The sequence below is a fragment of the Pseudomonas sp. RAC1 genome (assembly GCF_030658255.1).
Lineage (GTDB): Bacteria > Pseudomonadota > Gammaproteobacteria > Pseudomonadales > Pseudomonadaceae > Aquipseudomonas > Aquipseudomonas boreofloridensis.
Window position 1 is genome coordinate 62770 of record NZ_JAUTXS020000037.1, and the last position, 19257, is coordinate 82026.

Below are 19257 nucleotides of genomic sequence, written 5' to 3' on the forward strand. Positions count from 1 at the left end.
GGCAAATCGAACGCTCGGCGGATTGCATGGCATTGCCTTCTAGCTGCGGGCGGAACATCGATGCTAGAGCAGTGTCCAGATACGAGAAATTACAAGAATTGGTAGGTGATTTATCACGCAGGCTGGTCTCCAGGCGCGCGACCTATGGCTGCTTGGCGAGCGACCAGACAGGTTAAAGCGATCTACACTTTTCGCCCGATGGACGACAAGGAGAGTTCCCCAATGGCAATGGGAATGCTGCAATGGTACAGCGACGTCATGCGAGAAATTTCGGCGGCTGGTGACGTTGAAACGATGGTGTCGATCCTGCTTCGTGAAGCCAAGGAGTGTGGCTTCGAACACGTTGGCCTGGCGTTGCAAGCGCCTACACCTTTCACTCGGCGCAAGACCTTCATGATGGGAACCTATCCGCTTGAGTGGCAGGCACGCTACGACGAGCAAGGTTATGGTGCGATCGACCCAGTGATCGAGCACAGCATGGCCAAAGCGGACGTCGTGAACTGGAGCGATATCCGCGCCAATAGCCATCGGCATTTCTTCGCCGAGGCTGCCCAGTTCGGCCTGGTCTATGGAATGACCTACAGCACCTTGGCGGCTAACCACGATAGGCACGTCATCTCTTTTGCCCGAAGCAGTGACCGGATCAGCCAGCTCGAGCAACTGGAGCTGAGCGTCAAGCTACGCTGCCTGAGCGATGCCAGTCGTCAGGCATTGGCACGGTGGAACCTGTCGGCAGCCAAACGCTGCTCCCTTTCTGACAGGGAAGTAGAAGTGCTCAGATGGACTGCAGATGGTAAATGCGTAAGTGATATCGCGCAGATACTCTGTATCTCCGACAATACCGTCAATTTCCACATCAAGAAGATTGTCGGAAAGCTCGGATCGCCCAACAAGGCTCACGCGGCAGCGTATTCTGTTGCGTTGAATCTGATCTGAACGATCAGGCTACTAGAAATGGTAGTTGCACTGCCCGGCGCGACCATGGAGTAATTGCCCGCCGAACGGTTTCGAGAATAGAAGATGGATATTCTGGCGGGCAGCGCGACTGAATTAGGCGACAGTGTTTACCGATCTTTAATCCGTTTTCGCTACGACGTTTTCATTCGAAGGCTGCGTTGGCATCTGCCATCCAATCTACACGAGCAAAGGATGGAAACGGATCAGTTCGATACCCCGCACGCCCGCTACATCGTCGGCATGGAAGCTGGACAGGTGGTGGGCTGCGCACGGCTCCTGCCAACCACGAAACCCTACCTGCTTCGTGGTGTATTTGCGTGGATAAGCGATGCACCGCTACCGACCGACGCACGTGTATGGGAAATATCGCGCTTCGCTGCCATAAATCGGACAGGCAGGGATATGGGCGCCAGTCTTTTTCGCCATGCGCTGGCCCATGCGAGCGTCTGGGGTGCGCAGAGCGTCGTAGCAGTGACGACGGTGCAGTTGGAACGCTATTTTCGTAAGCACCGTATCGTGCACGAGCGAATGGGTGCAGTACATCGCCATGAGAACGACGCGCTTGTGGCGCTGCGTTTCCAGATCGGGACAAGCCGCGCGCTGACATTTCAGCGAAAAATGATGTCGGCTTGAGCTTCGAATACCTAAGACCCTGCTGGGTCTGGAATTGGGACTGCCGCGAAGCGGCCCCAGCACTGTTCAAGTGAACAGCATGACGGGCATCTTCCGGGGCTTTTTCGTTCCTGCACCAACACCCCCCGCGCCCCTCCCCTCAACACGGCCATTGATGGTAGCGTGGGCACGTTCCTACTTTTGCACGTGCCCTTTAAACCCTTCGCGAAGGAATGCGCTCGATCATGCCCTTGCCCAAGTTCTCTGCCGCCTCCCTGCTGCTGGCCAGCCTCGCCCTGCTCAGCGTGCCGGCCCACGCCAATCTCAGCCCGCAACAATCCGCCGCCATCCTCAAAGCCTACGACGGCAGCGAGCCGGCCGACTTCAAGCAGTTCATCGGCCAGTTGGTCACGCATGAGCTGGCCAAGACCGATGGGCTCGAACAGACCCTCCAGGCCTATCAGGCCGGCACGCCACTGAATGCCGAGCAGCAAAACGAGATCAACCGTCTGCTGGGCCTCTATACCCGCATCAAGTACGGCAAGGCGGCCACCGAGACGCTGCGCGAGCTGGTCGAGATTCCGACCTTCCAGGTCGAGGGCGTGGCGCAGCACGACAACCCGCAGTTCCACAAGATCGCCGCGAAGATCCAGGCGCTGGCCGAAGGCTTTGGCCTGGCCTTCCGCAACGTCGACAACCGCGTCTACGAAATCACCCTCGGCGAAGGCAAGGAAGTGGTCGGCCTGCACGCCCACGCCGACGTGGTGCCGGTGAACCCGGACAACTGGAAGCTGGAAAACGGTACTCGCCTGGACCCGTTCAAGGTCACCCTGGTGGGCGATCGCATGTACGGGCGCGGCACCGAGGACGACAAGAACGGCATCGTCGTCGCGCTCTATGCGTTGAAAGTGGCCAAGGACGAGAAGCTGCCGCTCGCGCGCCAGTTCAAGCTGCTGATCGACACCACCGAAGAAACCTCCGGCGACGCGATTCCTTATTACTTCGCCCACAACGCCACGCCGGACTACAACCTGGCCCTGGACGGCGGCTATCCGGTGGTCATCGCCGAGAAAGGCTACGGCACGGTGATGGCCAGCTTCGCCAAGCGCGCGGGCGAAGGCAAAGGCGCGGAAGTGATCAACCTCACTGGCGGCCTGGCCACCAACCAGATTCCCACCACCTCGGTGGCGACCTTGGTCGGCGACCACCCGGTGGACCTGGCCCGACGCCTGAAAAAGGCCGGCACCGATTATCGCAAGGCCCACCGCAAGGACTTCCGCATCGACAGCGTGGTGTCCGGCAAGCACGTGATCCTGACCGTAACCGGCGTGTCTGCGCACTCCTCCTCGCCGCAGTCGGGGGTCAACCCGGTGGCGCGCATGCTCGACTTCCTCAACGGCCTGGGCGAACGCGTGCCGCTCAAGCGCAACCATTTCACCGACGCTGCGCGCTACGCCGCCGACAACTGGGGCCTGGACTACCTGGGCAGCAAGCTGGGCATCGGCTTCAAGGACGACTTCATGGGGCCGCTGACCGCCTCGCCGACGTTCGTTGGCGTGGACGACAAGGGCCTGAAGCTGGCGGTGAACCTGCGCATTCCCAAGGGCAAGTCGATCCAGACCCTCAAGGACGAGCTGGGCAGCAAGCTCGGCGCCTGGTCGAACGACACGCACACCGCCGTGGCCTTCGACTACAGCCTCGACGAGCCGATGTACCGCAACCCCGAAGGCGCGTGGGTGAAGGCGCTGCTCGACGTTGCCAGCCAGAACCTCGGTCTGCCCCATGAGTTCGGCACCTCCGCCGGTGCCACCTCGGTGCATGACCTACCCAATGGTGTGCAGTTCGGTCTGGCCATGCCCGGCGTGAAGTACACCGGTCACAACGACAACGAGTTCAAGACCGTAGAGCAGTTCATGCTCGACCTGCAGGTGGTCAGTGAAATGGTCGCGCGCATCGGGCAGATGCCCACGCTCTAGCGACGCCTGCCGAGGGCTGCCTGCCAGCCCTCGGATTTTTCCCGCCAATGACGTTTTTCAATCGGCTCCATGCCGTTTCCTGCATTGCCCGGCCATGCGCGGTCTTGGATGCTTGAGACTTTCCAGGACAGCTTTTTTCACTGCCGAGGCCGCCATGAAGAACGTCGAACACATCCTCAAGAGCAAATCCCAGCATCAGACCGTCTACACCATCGGCCCTGACGATTCGGTGCTCGACGCACTCAAGCTCTTGGCGGAAGTGAATATCGGGGCGCTGCCGGTGGTGGAAGGCGACCAGGTGGTGGGCATCGTCAGCGAGCGCGACTATGCGCGCAAGCTGGTGCTCAAAGGCCGCTCGTCGGCGGTCACCCCCGTGCGCGAGATCATGAGCGCGCCGGTGGTCACCGTGGAACCCAAGCACAACCTGGAATACTGCATGAACCTGATGACCAACCGGCATTTGCGCCACTTGCCGGTGGTGGACAACGGCAAGTTGCTGGGCCTGCTGTCGATCGGTGACCTGGTCAAGGAAACCATCGCCGAGCAGGCCAACCTGATCCTGCAACTGGAGCAGTACATCCGCGGCGAGTGACGCCTCAGGCCTTGGGCTTGTGCAGCGCCTCGTTGAGCTGGTCGATCATGACGATCCAGTCGGAATCGGCGATGAAGTTTTCCTTGAGGAAGGCGCGCTGCGAGTCGCTCCAGAACGGCGCGTTCACCAGTTTGACGTCGTCGTCCAGCGGGGAATGGGTGGTGATGAAGCGGTCGATCTCGACAGGATCGTCGTCCAGACCCAACTGTTTGAAGATTTCCGAGAACTCGTGAGTCGGTGCGTCCATGGTGCGTACCTCCGGGTAGGTCTAAGGGGTGCCTACCTCTAGACAGCTCGCAGGCCGCACTGACTCGATCCGATGCGCCGATCCGCAGGAAAAAACGCCGCGCCGCCTACAGAGGCGCGCGGCGCAGGGTCGCGAGGAAGGTCGCGGCGCCGATGAACAGCCCGGCGAAGGTGCGGTTCAGGCGCTTCTGCTGCCGGGGCGTGCGCATCAGGCGCAGCACCCGCGAGGCCAGGCCGGTATAACCGGCCATTACCAGCAAATCGACGCTGATCATGGTGACGGTGATGGTCAGGTACTGGGGCAGCAACGGTGCGTGCGGGTCGATGAACTGCGGCAGGACCGCCAGCATGAACACCAGCGCCTTGGGGTTGCTGACGTTGACCAGGAAGCCCCGGAACACCAGGCTCAGCGGCTTGCCGATGGGGCGCACCGCCGAGGGGTCGGTGAGGTCCATCGGCAAGGCCCGCCACTGGCGATAAGCCAGATACACCAGGTAGGCGACGCCGAACCATTTGATCACCTGGAACGCGGTGGCCGAGGCGGCGAGGATGGCGCCCACCCCGGCGGCGATGATGGCTATCTGCACGATCAAGCCCAGTTGCAGGCCCAGCGCGTTCCAGTAGCCGCGCCAGAAACCGTATTGCAGCCCACTGGACATCGAGGCGATCGCCCCGGCGCCCGGCGACAGGCTGATCACCCAGCACGCAGCGAAGAACGCCAACCAGGTCTCCATCGACATCGCACACCTCACTCGCGCTAATGTTGCAAAACGTTAAGCTACGGTCCTGGCCAAAAAAGCACCAGTGGTTTTTGCGCGAATGCCCACGCAGCAGCGCCGCTCAGGACAGCGCTTCGAGCTCCGCCTGCATGCTCTCCAGGGTTTCCAGCGCCATCATCCACGCTTCTTCCAGCTCGCCTTCACGTTGCTTGAGGCTGCTCTGACGCGCCAGCAACTCGCGCAGCTCGTCCTTGCGCGCCGCTTCGTAAAGTTCGGCATCGCCCAAGGCCGTCTCGATCTGCGCCAGTTGCGTGTGCACCTGGCCCAGTTCGGTTTCCAGCTTGTCGGCCGCTTTCTTGTGCGGCGCCAGTTGCTGACGCAGCGCGGCGGCGGCCTGGCGCTGGGCCTTCTTGTCGGTCTTGTCCGGGTTGACCGGGGTGCTGCTGACCGGCGCGGTGCGCTGGCGATAGTCGATCAGCCAGCGGCTGTAGTCGTCCAGGTCGCCGTCGAAAGGCTGGACCTTGCCGTCGGCCACCAGCAGGAAATCATCGGTGGTGCTCTTGAGCAGATGACGGTCGTGGGAGACCACCACCACGGCACCGGCGAACTCCTGCAAGGCCATGGTCAGCGCCAGGCGCATTTCCAGGTCGAGGTGGTTGGTCGGCTCGTCGAGCAGCAGCAGGTTCGGCCGCTCCCAGGCGATCAGCGCCAAGGCCAGCCGGGCTTTTTCGCCACCGGAGAAGTTGAGCACCGGCTCGTCGATGCGATCGCCGCGAAAATCGAAGCCGCCGAGAAAATCGCGCAAGGTCTGCTCGCGCTCGCTCGGCGCCAGACGTTGCAGGTGCAGCAGCGGGCTGGCCTTGTCGTCCAGCGAGTCGAGCTGGTGCTGGGCGAAGTAGCCCACTGCCAGGTTCTCGCCGCGCGCCAGGCGACCGCCCAGCGGCTCCAGCTCGCCGGCTAGGTTCTTGATCAGGGTGGACTTGCCCGCGCCGTTGGGGCCGAGCAGGCCGATGCGCGCGCCGGGAGTGAGTTGCAGCTTGACCTTCTCCAGGATGGTCTTGTCGCCATAGCCCAGCCGGCCTTCGGACAGGTCGAGCAGCGGACTGGAGATTTTCTGCGCTTCGCGGAAGACGAAGTCGAATGGCGAATCGACGTGCGCCGCCGACAGTTCCTCCATGCGTTCCAGGGCCTTGATCCGGCTCTGCGCCTGACGTGCCTTGGTGGCCTGGGCCTTGAACCGGGCGATGTACTTTTCCATGTGCGCGCGCTGCGCCTGCTGCTTCTCGTAGGCCTGTTGCTGCTGCGCCAGACGTTCGGCACGGGTGCGTTCGAAAGCGCTGTAGCCGCCTTTGTACAGGTTCAACTTGCGCTGCTCGACGTGCAGCACGTGGTCGACCACGGCATCCAGGAAGTCGCGGTCGTGGGAGATCAGCAGCAGCGTGCCCGGATAGCCCTTGAGCCAGTCTTCGAGCCAGAGGATGGCATCGAGGTCCAGGTGGTTGGTGGGCTCGTCGAGCAGGAGCAGGTCGGAGGGGCACATCAGCGCCTGGGCCAGGTTCAGGCGCATGCGCCAGCCACCGGAGAAGTCGCCGACGCGGCGATCCATCTGCGCGCTGGTGAAGCCCAGCCCGGCCAGCAGCTTGCGTGCACGGGCGTCGGCGGTGTAGCCGTCGGCGCTGTCCAGCTCACTGTGCAAACGCGCCAGGGCGGTGCCGTCGTGGGCGTGCTCGGCGGCAGCCAGGTCGGCCTGGACCTTGCGCAGGCGCAGGTCGCCATCGAGCACGTAGTCCACGGCCAGGCGGTCGAGGGTATCGACTTCCTGGCGCATGTGGGCGATGCGCCAGTCGGCGGGGATCTGGCAGTCGCCGGCGTCCGGCGACAGCTCGCCGCGCAGCAAAGCGAACAGGCTGGATTTGCCAGCACCGTTGGCGCCGATGAGGCCGGCCTTGTGACCGGTGTGCAGGGTCATCTCGGCGCCTTCTAGCAAGCGCTGCGGACCACGCTGTAAAGTGAGGTTGGATAGTCTGATCATGATGGTCGCGGAGTCTATCAGCTTCCGGGTGGCCCACACAGGGCGCTCGATCACTGACGCGAGTCGAACCAATGCACACCGATCTATGGGATCACGCGCGGGCCTTGTATGCCCGGCCAGGCGTCGAGAGCGCCTGTCTTGCCTTGCAGTCGCTAGGCGGCGATGTCTGCCTGCTGCTGTGCGCCACCTGGTTGCAAGCGCGGGGCGTGGCGGCAGAGCCGCAGCGGGTGGAGGCGTTGCTGGCGGTCAGCGGGCCGTGGCAACGCGACGTGGTGGCGCCGCTGCGGGCGTTGCGTCAGGCGTGGCGCGGGCAGGCGGCGCACGACGCTGCGTTGGCGGCGCTACGCGAACAGGTGAAGAGGTTGGAACTGGAGGCTGAGCGCACCGTGCTGGAGCGCTTGCAGGGCATTACCTGCGGGTGGTCGGCGAGTCCACACGGACACGCCGATGATTGGCTGCAACGGCTGGCGCCGACGCCGACCCACGACCACGACGCGCTGCATCAATTGCGCGCCGCGGCCGCTGCGCTTCAAGAGGCCGAAGAGGACGACTGAGCGTTGCCGTTGGCCACAGGAGCCGCGGCAGGGGTTGCCGAGTTGGACGACGATGCGGCAGTGTCGGCTGGCTTGGCGGCAGCGGGCTTGGCTGCCGGCTTGGCCGCCGCCGGTTTGCGAGCGACGCGCGCAGCGGCTGGCTTGGCCGCAGGCTTCGTGGTTGCAGGCTTGGCGGTCGAAGCCTTGGCGGCGGCAGGTTTGGCAGCAGCAGGTTTCGCAGCGGTGGGCTTGTCGGCAGCTGCTTTGCTCGGCGCTTTGGCCGCTGCAGGCTTGGCGGCGACGGGCTTGGCGGCAGTAGGCTTGGCCGCGGTCGCTTTGGCTGGAGTCGCTTTGGCGGGGGTCGCTTTGGCCGGGGTTCTGGCAGCAGCCGGCTTGGCGGCGGCGGACTTCACCGGAGTTTTCGCAGCAGGCTTGGCCGCAGGTGCCTTGGCCGCCTTGGTGGCGGGAGCCTTCGCTGCAGGCTTGGCTGCAGCCTTGCCAGCCGGCTTAGCGGCAGGTTTGGACGCTGCTTTGGCGGCGGGTTTGGCGGCGGCACGCTGATCCAGCGCCTTGCCGGCCGCCTCGCGGACCTTACCGACGCCCTGCGCCAGTTTCAGGCTGTCCTGGGCATCGCGCTTGAGTTGCTGAATATAGGTGCGCGTTTGCGTCTGACGCTCTTTCAGCGAATCGAGCAGCGTTTCCAATTCACCGATAGCGCCTTGGGCCTTGCCTTGCGCCTTGGCTTTGCCAGCCTGGGCAGCGTCCTGCAACTTCAGACGGGCGTTGTGCAGTTTCTCCTGCGCTTTACCGCGTTGTTTTTCCAACTTGGCGAGCAGTTTCTCCGCATCCGCCAGCGCTTGCGAGCAAGCCTCTTCCAGATGTTCGAGCAGGCTACCGGAAAGTTGCTGGAGCAGGTGCAACGGCGTACTAACGGGCTTCTTCTTGGCCGACATGGCTTACCTCCTGGCTGACGAGAGTGCGGCTCATACTATGCTTCTGCTGCTAACGCCGCTAGGCCATGTTGACAGTATTCTCGGCGACGCGTTGCATGTTCGGGCAAAGTTTGAAACTTGCATCTGCGCCGGTCTGCCGCCGTCGTGTGACTGTTCGATAATGGCGGCCTCCCGGCCACTGGGAAAGACTGACATACTTCGCCCTCAACGCCGCAGGAGTCGCCCGTGCACCGTCTTTCGATATTGCTGCTGAGCGCGCTGGCCTTTTCGGCCGTCGCCGCCACGCCCACGTCGCCGCCCAATGATCAGGACTTGGCCTACAGCCTGGGCGCCAGCCTGGGCGAGCGCCTGCGCCAGGAAATGCCCGACCTGCAACTCGACGCCTTGGTCGAAGGCCTGCGCCAGGCCTATCAAGGTCAACCGCCGCGTATCGACAAGTCACGCATGCAAGCCATCCTGCAACAGCATGAAGAACAGGCGGCAGCGGCCGGCGCACAGGCCCACACCGACCAGTTGCTGGCCGCCGAGAAGCGCTTCATGGCCACCGAGCGAGGGCGCGCCGGCGTGCATGAGTTAAGCGAGGGTGTGCTTTACAGCGAACTGGCCAGCGGCAGCGGCGCACAGCCCAAGGCCGGCGGCAGGGTGCAGGTTCGTTATGTGGGGAAGTTGCCGGACGGCTCGGTGTTCGATCAGAGCCAGCAGCCGCAATGGTTCAGCCTGGATTCGGTCATCGCGGGATGGCAGGTGGCGTTGCCGCAGATGAAGACCGGCGCCAAATGGCGAGTAGTGATCCCTTCGGCGCAGGCCTACGGCGCCGACGGGGCGGGCGACCTGATCGCGCCTTACACCCCACTGGTCTTCGAGATCGAACTGCTGGCGGTGGGCGACTGACTCAGGCCTGCACCGCGCCCTCGACCTTGTGCGCGGTGTGCAGCACTTCGATCAGGCAGTCTTCCAGCTCGAAGCGCTCATGCAACAGCCCGCCCAGCTTGCCCAGCTTCTCGGCGAATCGCTCCCGATCGGTGCACTCGCCTTTCTCGCAGTGATCGTTGAACGCCAGGGCGATCTGAGTGCTGTCATCGATGCGCGGGTTGATCTGGGTGGCGAGTTCAAGGCCGCGGGTGTCGCCAAAGGCCTTGGCTTCGCTGACCAGTTGCTCGCTGATCTCGAAGTGCCACGCCGATACATAGTCGACCAGCGCCGCGCAGAAGTCGCGATTCTTGTCCTTGTCGGCGAAGGCAGGCTTGGCGTCACGCAAGGCGTAGAACGCCTGCACCAATTCGTGACGCTCCTTGAGCCAACGGTCGATCAGCTTGTGAACCCCGCCCCACCGTTCCTGGGCGTTCTGGCAACTATCGAGCATGGCAGTCTCTTCCCTAGCTGGGCAGATGCAGCTGCACCCGGCGCCTCGATCGGGCGACACAGCGGTGAAATCAGCGCAACGGCATCGAACCGTGTGATTTAGGTATGTGTGCAGGGCAGATTATTCCCGCACGTGCTGCCCATCAAGGTACGCAGTGGACTAAGTTCATACAAGCGTTCGATAGCCTTGGCCCGAGCCGCTGGTCGTGCGCTTGCCCCAGATCAACCCTTGCCCGGCATGCGTCGGCACCACGCCAACAGGTGCCAGCAGGGCAGTGCCGCCAGCGCCAGGAACGCCAGCAAGCTCCATTCTGGAAGGGTGAGGTCGAGGAAGCTCCAACTGATCGACACGCACTCGGAGTTACCAACCAACAAGCGCGCCAGCGCCTGCGCCCAGGAGCGCTGGAAGGTGTGCTCGAACGGTTCGGCCGAGACGGTCGGCCACTCGCCCTGTAACCAGACATGCCGGGCGGCCAAGGCCAGGCCGAGGGTGGCCACGACCATTGCTGTCGACGCGTAGGCGCGGGCGCCCTTGAGCCCCGGTGCATGCAGGACAGCGCACACACAGATGACGCCGTAGAGCGCAAGCAGCAAGCGCTGGCTCAGGCACAGCGGGCATGGCACCAACCCCAGCCAGTTCTCAAGAACGAACGCTGCCGCCAAGGCCAGCACCGACCCGAGCAAGCCTAAGAAGAACAGAGGGCGCGAGCGAACCTGCGACATGACCGATGCGAATCCCATGGTGTTCGGAGTGGTTTGAAACGGTAGAGGAAAGGGGACCGCTGTTTCAAGTTGCTACAGAGGGAAGAAGTCGTTCATTGGAAGGGAAAGATTTCTGATGTCGGTAGGAAGAATCCTAGGCCTTAACGACAATGAAGTAGCGTCTGACCCGCCTGATTGAAATAGGCCGTAAATACTGCGGCGGCCAGGGTGCCCAGCGGCACCCGATCAAGGCGCAAGCAGTGCCGGGCCACGCAGCAGAATCACACGGCACCGGCACCCAGACGCCGCTCAGGCCTGGACCGCCTCAGGCAACGGCAGGGCCAGCAGGCGCTCGTCGAGCAGCCCCAGACCCTCCTGGAACAATTGATTACTGCGCTCGGTCTCGCCCAGCCCTGCCAACAGTCGCGCCAACTCGGCACAGGTTTCCGGGTTGCGTTGCATGCGCAGACTGCTCTCGAAGTAGTCGCGAGCTTTGCCCCAGAGGCGGTTCTGCTGGCTCAGACGACCGAGGGTCAGCAGCAAGCTCGGGTCCTGCGGGTGGTCCTTGAGCCAGCCTTCGGCGGTCTGCAACTGGCGCAATGGATCGTCACCGCGCACCAGCCCGTACAGACGCGCCAAGTGGCTTTCATACTGACGCTTCAAGGCGCTGCGCAGCACCTGCTCCGCCTCCCCTTGGGCGCCCACCTGACGCAGTTGCTCGGCATAGGCCAACACCAACTGCGGCTCATGGCGCTGGGCCGAGGTCAGTTGCTGCCAGGCACGCTCCAGCGACTGACGCGCCGCCTGTGGATCTTCACCCCTCGTGGCGGCCAGGCTCAGGTTCTGCCCCCAGGCACGCTGTTCCAGTTCGGCCAGCTCTGGGGCCGGCAGCACCTTGCCCTTGCGCAAGTCGGGCAACAGGCGAATCAACGCAGGCCAGTCGCCGCGCTCGCGGTGCAGACGCTGCAGCAAACGCAGCACCTGGACGTTGTGCGGATGGCGCTCCTGCATCACCAGCAGGGTATCCAGCGCACCGTCGGTATCGCCGCGGTCCATCTGCAGTTGCGCATGGGTCAGCGCAATGGCCAGCTCGGCCTGGGGCTGACGCTCCAAGGCGCGTTCGAGCAAATTGTCACTGTCCTCGGTACGCCCCTGCTCGTTGGCGGCGCGCGCCGCACCGAGGTAATACAACAGCGGCTGACGCTCGGCCTCGGCGGCACGGTGCAGGTGACGCTGAGCACTGGCCCAGCGACCCTCGGCCAGGTCCAACTGCCCCTGCTCGATGGCGATGCGCACACGACGGCGACGGTTGCGTCGCGACCATGGGTTGACCACGCCGCTGGAAGTCAGCACCAGCCCCACCAGATAACGCAGCAGCAGCAGGGCCAGCACGAACACTACCAACGCCGCCAGCGCCGCCCACAAGCCCGACTGATAACGGAAGCCCCCGTAGGCGATCAACACGTAGCCACTGTGCTTGGCGATGGCCACGCCCAGCCCCGCCGCAACGACGATTGCCAGCACGGCCAGCAGGTAGACACGCTTCATGGCTTGGCCCCCTCACCCTCGGCCGGCAGGTGCCGGCGCTGGATGTAGGCCTGCACCGCCGCCAGGCTTTCAGCCAGATCGGGAACCTGCACCGACACCGGCTGTTCGGCCAGGGCGTTGAGGCTGTCGAGCATGGCCTTGCTCTGCGGATTGTCGGCATTGAAGTTGGCCAGCAGCACGCTGCGGGCGTCGTCCAGAGCCCGGGCATAGACCTTTTCCTGGCCGTTGAGCGCGGCCCACTGGGCCTGCTCGAGGGTCAGGCTCAACGCCAGGCGCACCTGGCTGAGCGACTGCCCGGCCAACAGCGGACGCACGTTCTGGTCGGCATTGAAGTCGACTTGGAAGTATTTGGAAATTTCTGCCCACCAGTTCGACAGACGCGTGCTGAAGTCGCCGTCTTCGGTCAGCGCACCCACCGCGTTGGCATCGCTGTCGAACTCCGGCGCCAGGGCGCTGAGTTGCTGGACCTGCTCGCGCTGCGCGGCGAGCTTGAGGAACAGGCCGGTTCGGTCAGGTTGCTGGGTGCTTTGCAGGGTCGCCAGGCTGCGCGCCAACTGCTCACGCGCGGCGAACACACCAGGATCGCTCTGCTCGCGCAGAATCTCGTCGGCGCCTTCGACCAGTGCCGTGGCGCTGGTGATGTCCTGCAAGGCTGACAGACGCAGGGTGGCCAGGCGCAGCAGATGTTCGGCCTCGGCCAGCCGCCATTCCTTGCGGCTTTCGCCCAACACCGTTTCCAGGCGCTGACTCAGCCGCTGCTGGTCGCCCTGCAACTGCGCCACCAGACGCCGGCGATCTTCCAGTTCACTGGCTGCCGGCAGGCCGGCGAGCTGCGAGCCCAGTTGTTGCTGACGCTGCTGCAACGCCTCGGCGCGCTGGTTCAGCGCCTCGATATGCTCGCCCTGGCCCTGCTCGTTGCCTTGCAACTGATGCACCTGCCATGCGCCCCAACCGCCAACGCCCAGACCGGCCGCGCCAAACAGCAGCGCCAGCATGGCCAGGCCGTTGCCAGCCCGCTTGGCCGGCTGCTCGACGGGGGTGTGCGGCGCCTCGGCCGCCGTGGGTTGTTCGTTGTTGGACAAGACAGTCTCGCTCACGTATCCATCCTTTGCATGGGGGCGCCGTCGCTCTGCGCTGGGCGCCTTAAGAGGCAGGTGCAGCGCTGCGCTGCACGGCTGCCAGCAAAGCCGTGGCACTGGCGCCACGGCAATCCACAACCTGTTGGGCACCTGCTGCCCTGGCCTGCTCGGCAACCCGCGGGCTCGGCACGAACAGGGGCATCTGCGCAACGCGGGGCCACTGGGCGCCAGCGAGCCGCTGCAGATGTTCGAAACCCTGCCCACTGCTGACCACCAGCCCGTTCAGGCGTTCCGCTTCGATCCGCTGCAGCAGGCTGCCTGGCGGATGATTCGGCAGGCGACGTTCATACAGTTCCAGATATTCGACACTAGCACCTTGCTCACCAAGACGCTCGGCCAGCAGTTCGCGACCACCCTTGCCACGGACGATCAGGACACGTGCTGTAGGAACCGCGATAGCCTCGCGCAGGACGGGCACACCGAGCAAGGCCTCGCTATCATCGCCGGCTGTAGGGTAAGTCACCTGCAGACCCGCGGCCTGGAGCACCCGGGCCGTGGCTTCGCCCACGCTGAACCAGCCGTGGCGCGGCGCGGCGAGCGCGGCGTCGGCGAGCCGATCCAGCAGCAGGCGCGCAGCCGGCTTACTCACGACGATGATCGCCTGATAGCTGCCGATAGCGTCCAGTCGCTGCCGCGCGGCAGCGTCCAGGGCGACAGGCGCGATCGCCAACAACGGCAGGCTGCTGCTGGCAATACCCGATGCGCTCAGCACCTGCGCCACCGCCGCGCATTCCTCGGCAGGCCGAGTCAGCAGCAGGCGCCAGTTGCTCACGGATGACCGGCCTCGCCGTAGACGTCCTTGAGGATCGCCTCGGCGCCCTGCGCCAGCAGTGCTTCGGCCACCTGCACACCCAGGCGTTCAGCCTCGGCGCGCGGCGCGCGGGCATCGGCCACCAGCAACGTCCCGCCGCTGGGCTGGCCCACCAGCCCGCGTAGCCACAGGTCATCGCCCTCGAGCACGGCGTAGCAGGCGATCGGCACCTGGCAGCCACCGTTCAGACGCTTGTTCATCGCCCGCTCGGCCTTGACCCGATCCGCCGTGTCGGCATGGTCGAGCGGCGCCAGCAGCGCATGGATTTCCCGGTCGGCACTGCGGCACTCGATGCCCACTGCGCCCTGGCCACCCGCCGGAAGGCTGTCGTCGATGCCGATGCTGGAGGTGATACGTGCTTCGAAGCCCAGGCGAATCAGCCCCGCTGCCGCCAGGATGATCGCGTCGTACTCGCCGGCATCGAGCTTGGCCAGGCGCGTGTTGACGTTGCCGCGCAGGAAGCGGATCTCCAGGTCTGGGCGACGGGCCAGCAGCTGCGCCTGCCGGCGCAGGCTGGACGTGCCGACGATGCTCCCGGCCGGCAGCGCATCCAGGCTGTCGAAGGTGTTGGAAACGAAGGCATCGCGCGGGTCTTCGCGTTCGCAGATGCAGTACAAACCCAGGCCCTCGGGGAAGTCCATGGGCACGTCCTTCATCGAATGGACGGCGATGTCGGCCTCGTTGTCGAGCAGTGCGGTTTCCAGCTCCTTGACGAACAGCCCCTTGCCGCCGATCTTCGCCAGTGGCGCGTCGAGCAGCTTGTCGCCACGGCTGACCATCGGCACCAGGGACACGATGAGGCCGGGATGCGCCTGTTCCAGGCGCGCTTTGACGTATTCGGCCTGCCACAGGGCCAAGGCGCTTTTACGGGTGGCAATGCGGATTTCGCGAGTGGACATCTGACGCACCGAAGCAGAGAAATGCCGGCGATGATAACAGCTCGGCTCGCTTGGCTAGCAGATCCAGGTCATTACAAGGCCTGCCATCCCTGGCGACGGCCATGCGCGGGCAAGGCTTAGAGCTGCTGCATCATCTTGCGCACACCGGCTACATGCCGGCGGCTGACGGTCAGCGCATCGCCGTTCAGGCCCTTGAGGAACAGTTGAAAGTGGCCAAGCGGCGTACGTTGCAGCCGCTCGATGCGATCGCGCGCCACCAGCGCGTTGCGATGGATGCGCACGAAGCGCTCGCCGAACTCGTCTTCCAGGGATTTGAGCGGCTCGTCCAGCAGCACCTCGCCGCCTTCGTGGCGCAAAGTCACGTATTTGTGATCGGCGATGAAGTAGATCACCTGACCCAGCGGAATCAGTTCGATACCTTTGCGGGTGCGGGCGCTGATATGGCTGCGTGGGCCTCCACCGGCTTCGGTGGCGGGCCGGGTGAGTGCCGCGAGCTGGGTACGGTTGGGTTTGTCGGCCCTGCGCAGGGCATCGCGCAATGCCTGGGGTTGGGTGGCGTGGCCGACGTGGCTGAGGGTGCTGTGGTTGAACGCCTCCAACTCGTCGTCATCGAGGCAGAACACCACCGCTGGCGGCGCCTCACGTTCGCACAGGCGAGCCGCGACCTGCAGGCCGTCCAGGCCTGGCATGCGGGTGTCGAGCAGCACCACGTCGGGTTTCAAGCTGTCGATCAGTGCCAGGGCCTCCTCGCCGCTGGTGGCACTGGGTTCCAGCACGTTGTAGCCCTCCAGCTCGCCAAGCAGGCGGCTCAGGCGGTCACGGGCCTGGGATTCATCGTCAACGATCAGGACATTCATAATTGCGCTGGATTCCTGAGTGAGTCTCGCAAGGTGGGTCTGCGTGACAGGAGTCGGTGGACCGTGTTGCGGTCACGCTACAGACCCATGCGAAGGCCAAAGATTCACTGGTCCGACAGAATCGCTGCCGGCCCTCTGTGAAACTGTAGACGGTCCGTGGAACGCTGCCGTTCAATCGCTGAATATCCTGTAGCGCCGCTGGCATGCCGCAAAACGGCCATCGCGCCGACCGCTGTCCTACGGACGGCAGCCCAACCCTGCTATCATCGGCGCCACTTTTTCAGTCACGCCTTCTATGAGTGGATCCATGAGCACCGACAAGACCAACCAGTCCTGGGGCGGCCGCTTCAGCGAGCCCGTCGACGCCTTCGTCGCCCGCTTCACCGCCTCGGTCGATTTCGACAAGCGCCTGTACCGTCACGACATCATGGGTTCGATTGCCCACGCCACCATGCTGGCGCAGGTCGGCGTGCTGTCCGACGCCGAACGCGACGCGATCATCGACGGGCTGAACACCATCCAGGGCGAAATCGAAGCGGGCCAGTTCGACTGGCGCGTCGATCTGGAAGATGTGCACATGAACATCGAAGCGCGCCTGACCGACCGCATCGGCGTCACCGGCAAGAAGCTGCACACCGGCCGTAGCCGCAACGACCAGGTCGCCACCGACATCCGCCTGTGGCTGCGTGACGAGATCGACCTGATCCTGGCCGAAATCACCCGCCTGCAGCAGGGCCTGCTGGCCCAGGCCGAGCGCGAAGCCGAGACCATCATGCCCGGCTTCACCCACCTGCAGACCGCCCAACCGGTGACCTTCGGCCATCACCTGCTGGCCTGGTTCGAAATGCTCAGCCGCGACTACGAGCGCCTGGTCGACTGCCGCAAGCGCGTCAACCGCATGCCCTTGGGCAGCGCCGCACTGGCCGGCACCACCTATCCCATCGACCGTGAACTCACCTGCACGCTGCTGGGCTTCGAGGCGGTCTCGGGCAACTCGCTGGACGGCGTGTCCGACCGCGATTTCGCCATCGAATTCTGCGCGGCCGCGAGCCTGGCGATGATGCACCTGTCGCGCTTCTCCGAAGAGCTGGTGCTGTGGACCAGCGCGCAATTCCAGTTCATCGACCTGCCCGACCGTTTCTGCACCGGCAGCTCGATCATGCCGCAGAAGAAGAACCCGGACGTCCCGGAGCTGGTGCGCGGCAAGACCGGCCGTGTGTTCGGCGCCCTCACCGGCCTGCTCACCCTGATGAAAGGTCAGCCGCTGGCCTACAACAAGGACAATCAGGAAGACAAAGAGCCGCTGTTCGACGCCGCCGATACCCTGCGCGACTCGCTGCGCGCTTTCGCCGACATGATTCCGGCGATCAAGCCCAAGCACGCGATCATGCGCGAGGCCGCGCTGCGCGGATTCTCCACCGCCACCGACCTGGCCGACTACCTGGTGCGTCGCGGTCTGCCGTTCCGTGACTGCCACGAGATCGTCGGGCACGCGGTCAAGTACGGCGTCGACCACGGCAAGGACCTGGCCGAGATGAGCCTGGAAGAGCTGCGCCAGTTCAGCGACCAGATCGAGCAGGATGTGTTCGCCGTGCTCACCCTGGAAGGCTCGGTGAACGCGCGCAACCACATCGGCGGCACCGCACCTGCCCAGGTGCGCGCCGCCGTCGCTCGCGGCCAGGCGCTGCTGGCCGCACGCTGATCGAGCAACGGTCGGGGCTGCCCGCCAGCCCCGACCCCTTCAGCGCTTGTTCTTGATCATTTCCAGGAACGCCGGCATCGCCGCTTCCTTGTCGGCGACGATCCGCGCCATGTGCGGGTTTTCCTGCAACTTCTGCAACAAGGCTGCGGCCTGCGGGAAGTCAGCAAGGAAATCGATGCCCAGCACCTTCTTGCCTACCGCGCAGGCCAGATCCACCGAGAAGCAGAACATCAGGTCCGCCAAGGTCAAGCGTTCGCCCGCCACATAAGGCGCGAACTTGCCATTGCGCTTGAGCGTGGCGAAGCCCACCAGCAGTTCGGCGCGGGCTTTCTCCTTGACCAGCGGCTCCACCGGCTGACCGAAGAACGCCTCGGCATAGCAGGTGCGCGCGGGCAGTTCGATGTACAGCTCGATTTCCTTGAGCAGCTCGCGCACCTTGGCCAGCTCGAAGGCATCGCGGGGCAGCAGCGGATGCTCGGGGTGGGTCTGCTCGATGTACTCGAGGATCACGCTGGTTTCACTGAGAAAACCGTGCTCGGTTTCCAGCGCCGGCACCTTGCCGCGCGGGCTCACCGCCAGCACCTGCGGGGTCTGCCCGGAGACGAACAGCACTTCCTCGAAAGGCACGCCTTTTTCCAGCAGGGCCAGTTTGACCATGTTGTAGTAGTTGCTGACCGCGAATCCGTAGAGCTTGAGCATGGGGTACAGCCTCCAGGCCGTGTGAGGGGTTGGCCCGCACGTTTATAGCCGCACTGGCCCTGCTCTGACCAGCATCATGGCGCACGTCGATGATGGGGCATTGCCCAGGCAGGCATGGCACACTGTGCGCCTTATCCACAGGAGCAGCGCCATGAGCGAACCCACCGACCTCGACAACGACGACGAAGCCTTCGCCGAAGCCACCCTGACCCAGGCTATCGAAAACCAGATCGAAAGCGGCAATCCGCCCGCCGCCAAGGCCACCTACAACAAGCTGAGCCTGGTCGGCTACGCGCATGAGGATATCCTCAACCTCATGGCCCACGTGCTGGCCATCGAGATCGACGCGCTGCTCAATGAAGACCGCGCGTTCAATACCGAATGGTACGAAAACGCCCTGCGCGCCCTGCCGGAACTGCCGCCTGAGGCAAATCAAGGCGACGACGAACAAGTCTGACTACACTCCTGACTTCCATCCTCGTCTGGAAGTCAGGAGTTGCCCATGTCCTTCACCCCCGATCTGATCGCCGAACTGGAAGTGCTTGCCCTGTTCAACCTGGACAGCAGCCAGGAAGGGATCAAGATTCACGCCAACGCGTCGCCCTCGCTCATCGCCGCCGCCAAGCGCCTGCATGAGAAGCAGCTCACCGATCAGCCCGATGGCGGCTACCTGACCAGCCTCGGTCACGACGCGGTCGAGAGCGTGCAACTGCTGCTGAACGTGCTCAAGTCACCACAGCCGGCCTAGCCACGTAAAGACGCCTTCTCGGGATCGCACCGCGCAGGCGTCCCTCACGACGCCTGCCTGCCAGATCGCCAGCCGCTGGAAAAATGGCGCCAAAATGCCATCCATTCTCTTATGCATTCTTGTCGCTCAGGTTACACTCGCCGACGCATCCCGACTTGCCTGAGCACGTC

General features: G+C 64.2%; 21 protein-coding genes. 9 read left to right on the forward strand and 12 right to left on the reverse strand.

Features of this window, described 5'->3' with window-relative positions:
* Positions 1–144: 144 nt before the first annotated feature.
* The 4 genes from Q7C30_RS15965 (at position 145) to Q7C30_RS15980 (ending at position 4137) form a co-directional block, all read left to right on the forward strand.
* A complete protein-coding gene (locus tag Q7C30_RS15965) occupies positions 145–936 on the forward strand; it encodes an autoinducer binding domain-containing protein (protein WP_317872092.1) in 792 nt (263 codons plus the stop codon).
* Positions 937–1020: 84 nt separating this feature from the next.
* Complete coding sequence (locus tag Q7C30_RS15970) at positions 1021–1590, forward strand: acyl-homoserine-lactone synthase (RefSeq protein WP_317872093.1); 570 nt, start codon at positions 1021–1023, stop codon at positions 1588–1590.
* Between the two features lie 224 nt (positions 1591–1814).
* Positions 1815–3545, forward strand: a complete 1731-nt coding sequence (locus tag Q7C30_RS15975; protein ID WP_317872094.1) for a dipeptidase — start codon at positions 1815–1817, stop codon at positions 3543–3545.
* A gap of 154 nt (positions 3546–3699) precedes the next feature.
* On the forward strand, positions 3700–4137 hold the full coding sequence (locus tag Q7C30_RS15980) for a CBS domain-containing protein (protein WP_029612567.1): 438 nt from the start codon (positions 3700–3702) through the stop codon (positions 4135–4137).
* 4 nt (positions 4138–4141) lie between these two features.
* Here the strand turns inward: Q7C30_RS15980 and Q7C30_RS15985 are convergent, their stop codons facing one another.
* The 3 genes from Q7C30_RS15985 to Q7C30_RS15995 all read right to left on the reverse strand — a co-directional run bounded on the left by Q7C30_RS15985 (position 4142) and on the right by Q7C30_RS15995 (position 7134).
* The gene (locus Q7C30_RS15985; RefSeq protein WP_317872095.1) at positions 4142–4384 is read right to left on the reverse strand and encodes a DUF2789 domain-containing protein; all 243 of its coding nucleotides are present in this window, start codon (positions 4382–4384) and stop codon (positions 4142–4144) included.
* A 106-nt stretch (positions 4385–4490) separates the two neighbouring features.
* The gene (locus Q7C30_RS15990; protein ID WP_295481251.1) at positions 4491–5123 is read right to left on the reverse strand and encodes a LysE family transporter; all 633 of its coding nucleotides are present in this window, start codon (positions 5121–5123) and stop codon (positions 4491–4493) included.
* A gap of 100 nt (positions 5124–5223) precedes the next feature.
* Entirely contained in the window at positions 5224–7134 is a 1911-nt protein-coding gene (locus Q7C30_RS15995; protein WP_317872096.1) for an ATP-binding cassette domain-containing protein, read from the reverse strand.
* Positions 7135–7205: 71 nt separating this feature from the next.
* On the opposite strand from Q7C30_RS15995, the gene Q7C30_RS16000 reads away from it, so the two are divergent.
* Positions 7206–7688 (forward strand): TIGR02444 family protein, encoded by a 483-nt coding sequence (locus Q7C30_RS16000; RefSeq protein WP_317872097.1) that lies wholly within the window; start codon positions 7206–7208, stop codon positions 7686–7688.
* On the opposite strand, the gene Q7C30_RS16005 is transcribed toward Q7C30_RS16000, so the two are convergent.
* Complete coding sequence (locus tag Q7C30_RS16005) at positions 7664–8620, reverse strand: AlgP family protein (protein WP_317872098.1); 957 nt, start codon at positions 8618–8620, stop codon at positions 7664–7666. The genes Q7C30_RS16000 and Q7C30_RS16005 overlap by 25 nt on opposite strands.
* A gap of 249 nt (positions 8621–8869) precedes the next feature.
* Here Q7C30_RS16005 and Q7C30_RS16010 point away from each other — a divergent pair, with 249 nt between their 5' ends.
* On the forward strand, positions 8870–9511 hold the full coding sequence (locus Q7C30_RS16010) for an FKBP-type peptidyl-prolyl cis-trans isomerase (RefSeq protein ID WP_240327030.1): 642 nt from the start codon (positions 8870–8872) through the stop codon (positions 9509–9511).
* A gap of 1 nt (position 9512) precedes the next feature.
* On the opposite strand, the gene rsd is transcribed toward Q7C30_RS16010, so the two are convergent.
* The 7 genes from rsd to Q7C30_RS16045 form a co-directional block, all read right to left on the reverse strand.
* Positions 9513–9983, reverse strand: a complete 471-nt coding sequence (gene rsd / locus Q7C30_RS16015) for a sigma D regulator (protein WP_317872099.1) — start codon at positions 9981–9983, stop codon at positions 9513–9515.
* A 221-nt stretch (positions 9984–10204) separates the two neighbouring features.
* A complete protein-coding gene (locus tag Q7C30_RS16020) occupies positions 10205–10705 on the reverse strand; it encodes a disulfide bond formation protein B (protein ID WP_295481255.1) in 501 nt (166 codons plus the stop codon).
* A 288-nt stretch (positions 10706–10993) separates the two neighbouring features.
* Positions 10994–12232 carry a heme biosynthesis protein HemY gene (locus Q7C30_RS16025; RefSeq protein WP_039581514.1) on the reverse strand — a complete coding sequence of 413 codons (1239 nt, stop codon included), beginning with the start codon at positions 12230–12232 and terminating at the stop codon, positions 10994–10996.
* Positions 12229–13329, reverse strand: coding sequence for a uroporphyrinogen-III C-methyltransferase (locus tag Q7C30_RS16030; protein ID WP_317872100.1), 1101 nt, complete (start codon positions 13327–13329; stop codon positions 12229–12231). The genes Q7C30_RS16025 and Q7C30_RS16030 overlap by 4 nt, the downstream gene beginning before the upstream one ends.
* A 46-nt stretch (positions 13330–13375) precedes the next feature.
* Entirely contained in the window at positions 13376–14143 is a 768-nt protein-coding gene (locus Q7C30_RS16035; protein WP_317872101.1) for a uroporphyrinogen-III synthase, read from the reverse strand.
* Positions 14140–15081: a hydroxymethylbilane synthase gene (gene hemC / locus Q7C30_RS16040; protein ID WP_317872102.1), complete on the reverse strand. Its 942-nt coding sequence runs from the start codon at positions 15079–15081 to the stop codon at positions 14140–14142. Before hemC ends, Q7C30_RS16035 begins: the two co-directional genes overlap by 4 nt.
* Before the next feature lie 116 nt (positions 15082–15197).
* Positions 15198–15938 carry a LytTR family DNA-binding domain-containing protein gene (locus Q7C30_RS16045; protein ID WP_295481257.1) on the reverse strand — a complete coding sequence of 247 codons (741 nt, stop codon included), beginning with the start codon at positions 15936–15938 and terminating at the stop codon, positions 15198–15200.
* A gap of 307 nt (positions 15939–16245) precedes the next feature.
* Between Q7C30_RS16045 and argH the strand changes: the two genes are divergently transcribed.
* Entirely contained in the window at positions 16246–17640 is a 1395-nt protein-coding gene (gene argH / locus Q7C30_RS16050) for an argininosuccinate lyase (RefSeq protein ID WP_039581526.1), read from the forward strand.
* Positions 17641–17679: 39 nt separating this feature from the next.
* Here the strand turns inward: argH and Q7C30_RS16055 are convergent, their stop codons facing one another.
* Entirely contained in the window at positions 17680–18339 is a 660-nt protein-coding gene (locus Q7C30_RS16055) for a glutathione S-transferase (protein WP_029612560.1), read from the reverse strand.
* Between the two features lie 151 nt (positions 18340–18490).
* Between Q7C30_RS16055 and Q7C30_RS16060 the strand changes: the two genes are divergently transcribed.
* Complete coding sequence (locus Q7C30_RS16060) at positions 18491–18796, forward strand: hypothetical protein (RefSeq protein WP_317872103.1); 306 nt, start codon at positions 18491–18493, stop codon at positions 18794–18796.
* A 45-nt stretch (positions 18797–18841) separates the two neighbouring features.
* Entirely contained in the window at positions 18842–19087 is a 246-nt protein-coding gene (locus Q7C30_RS16065) for a TIGR02647 family protein (RefSeq protein WP_039581529.1), read from the forward strand.
* Positions 19088–19257 lie beyond the last annotated feature (170 nt).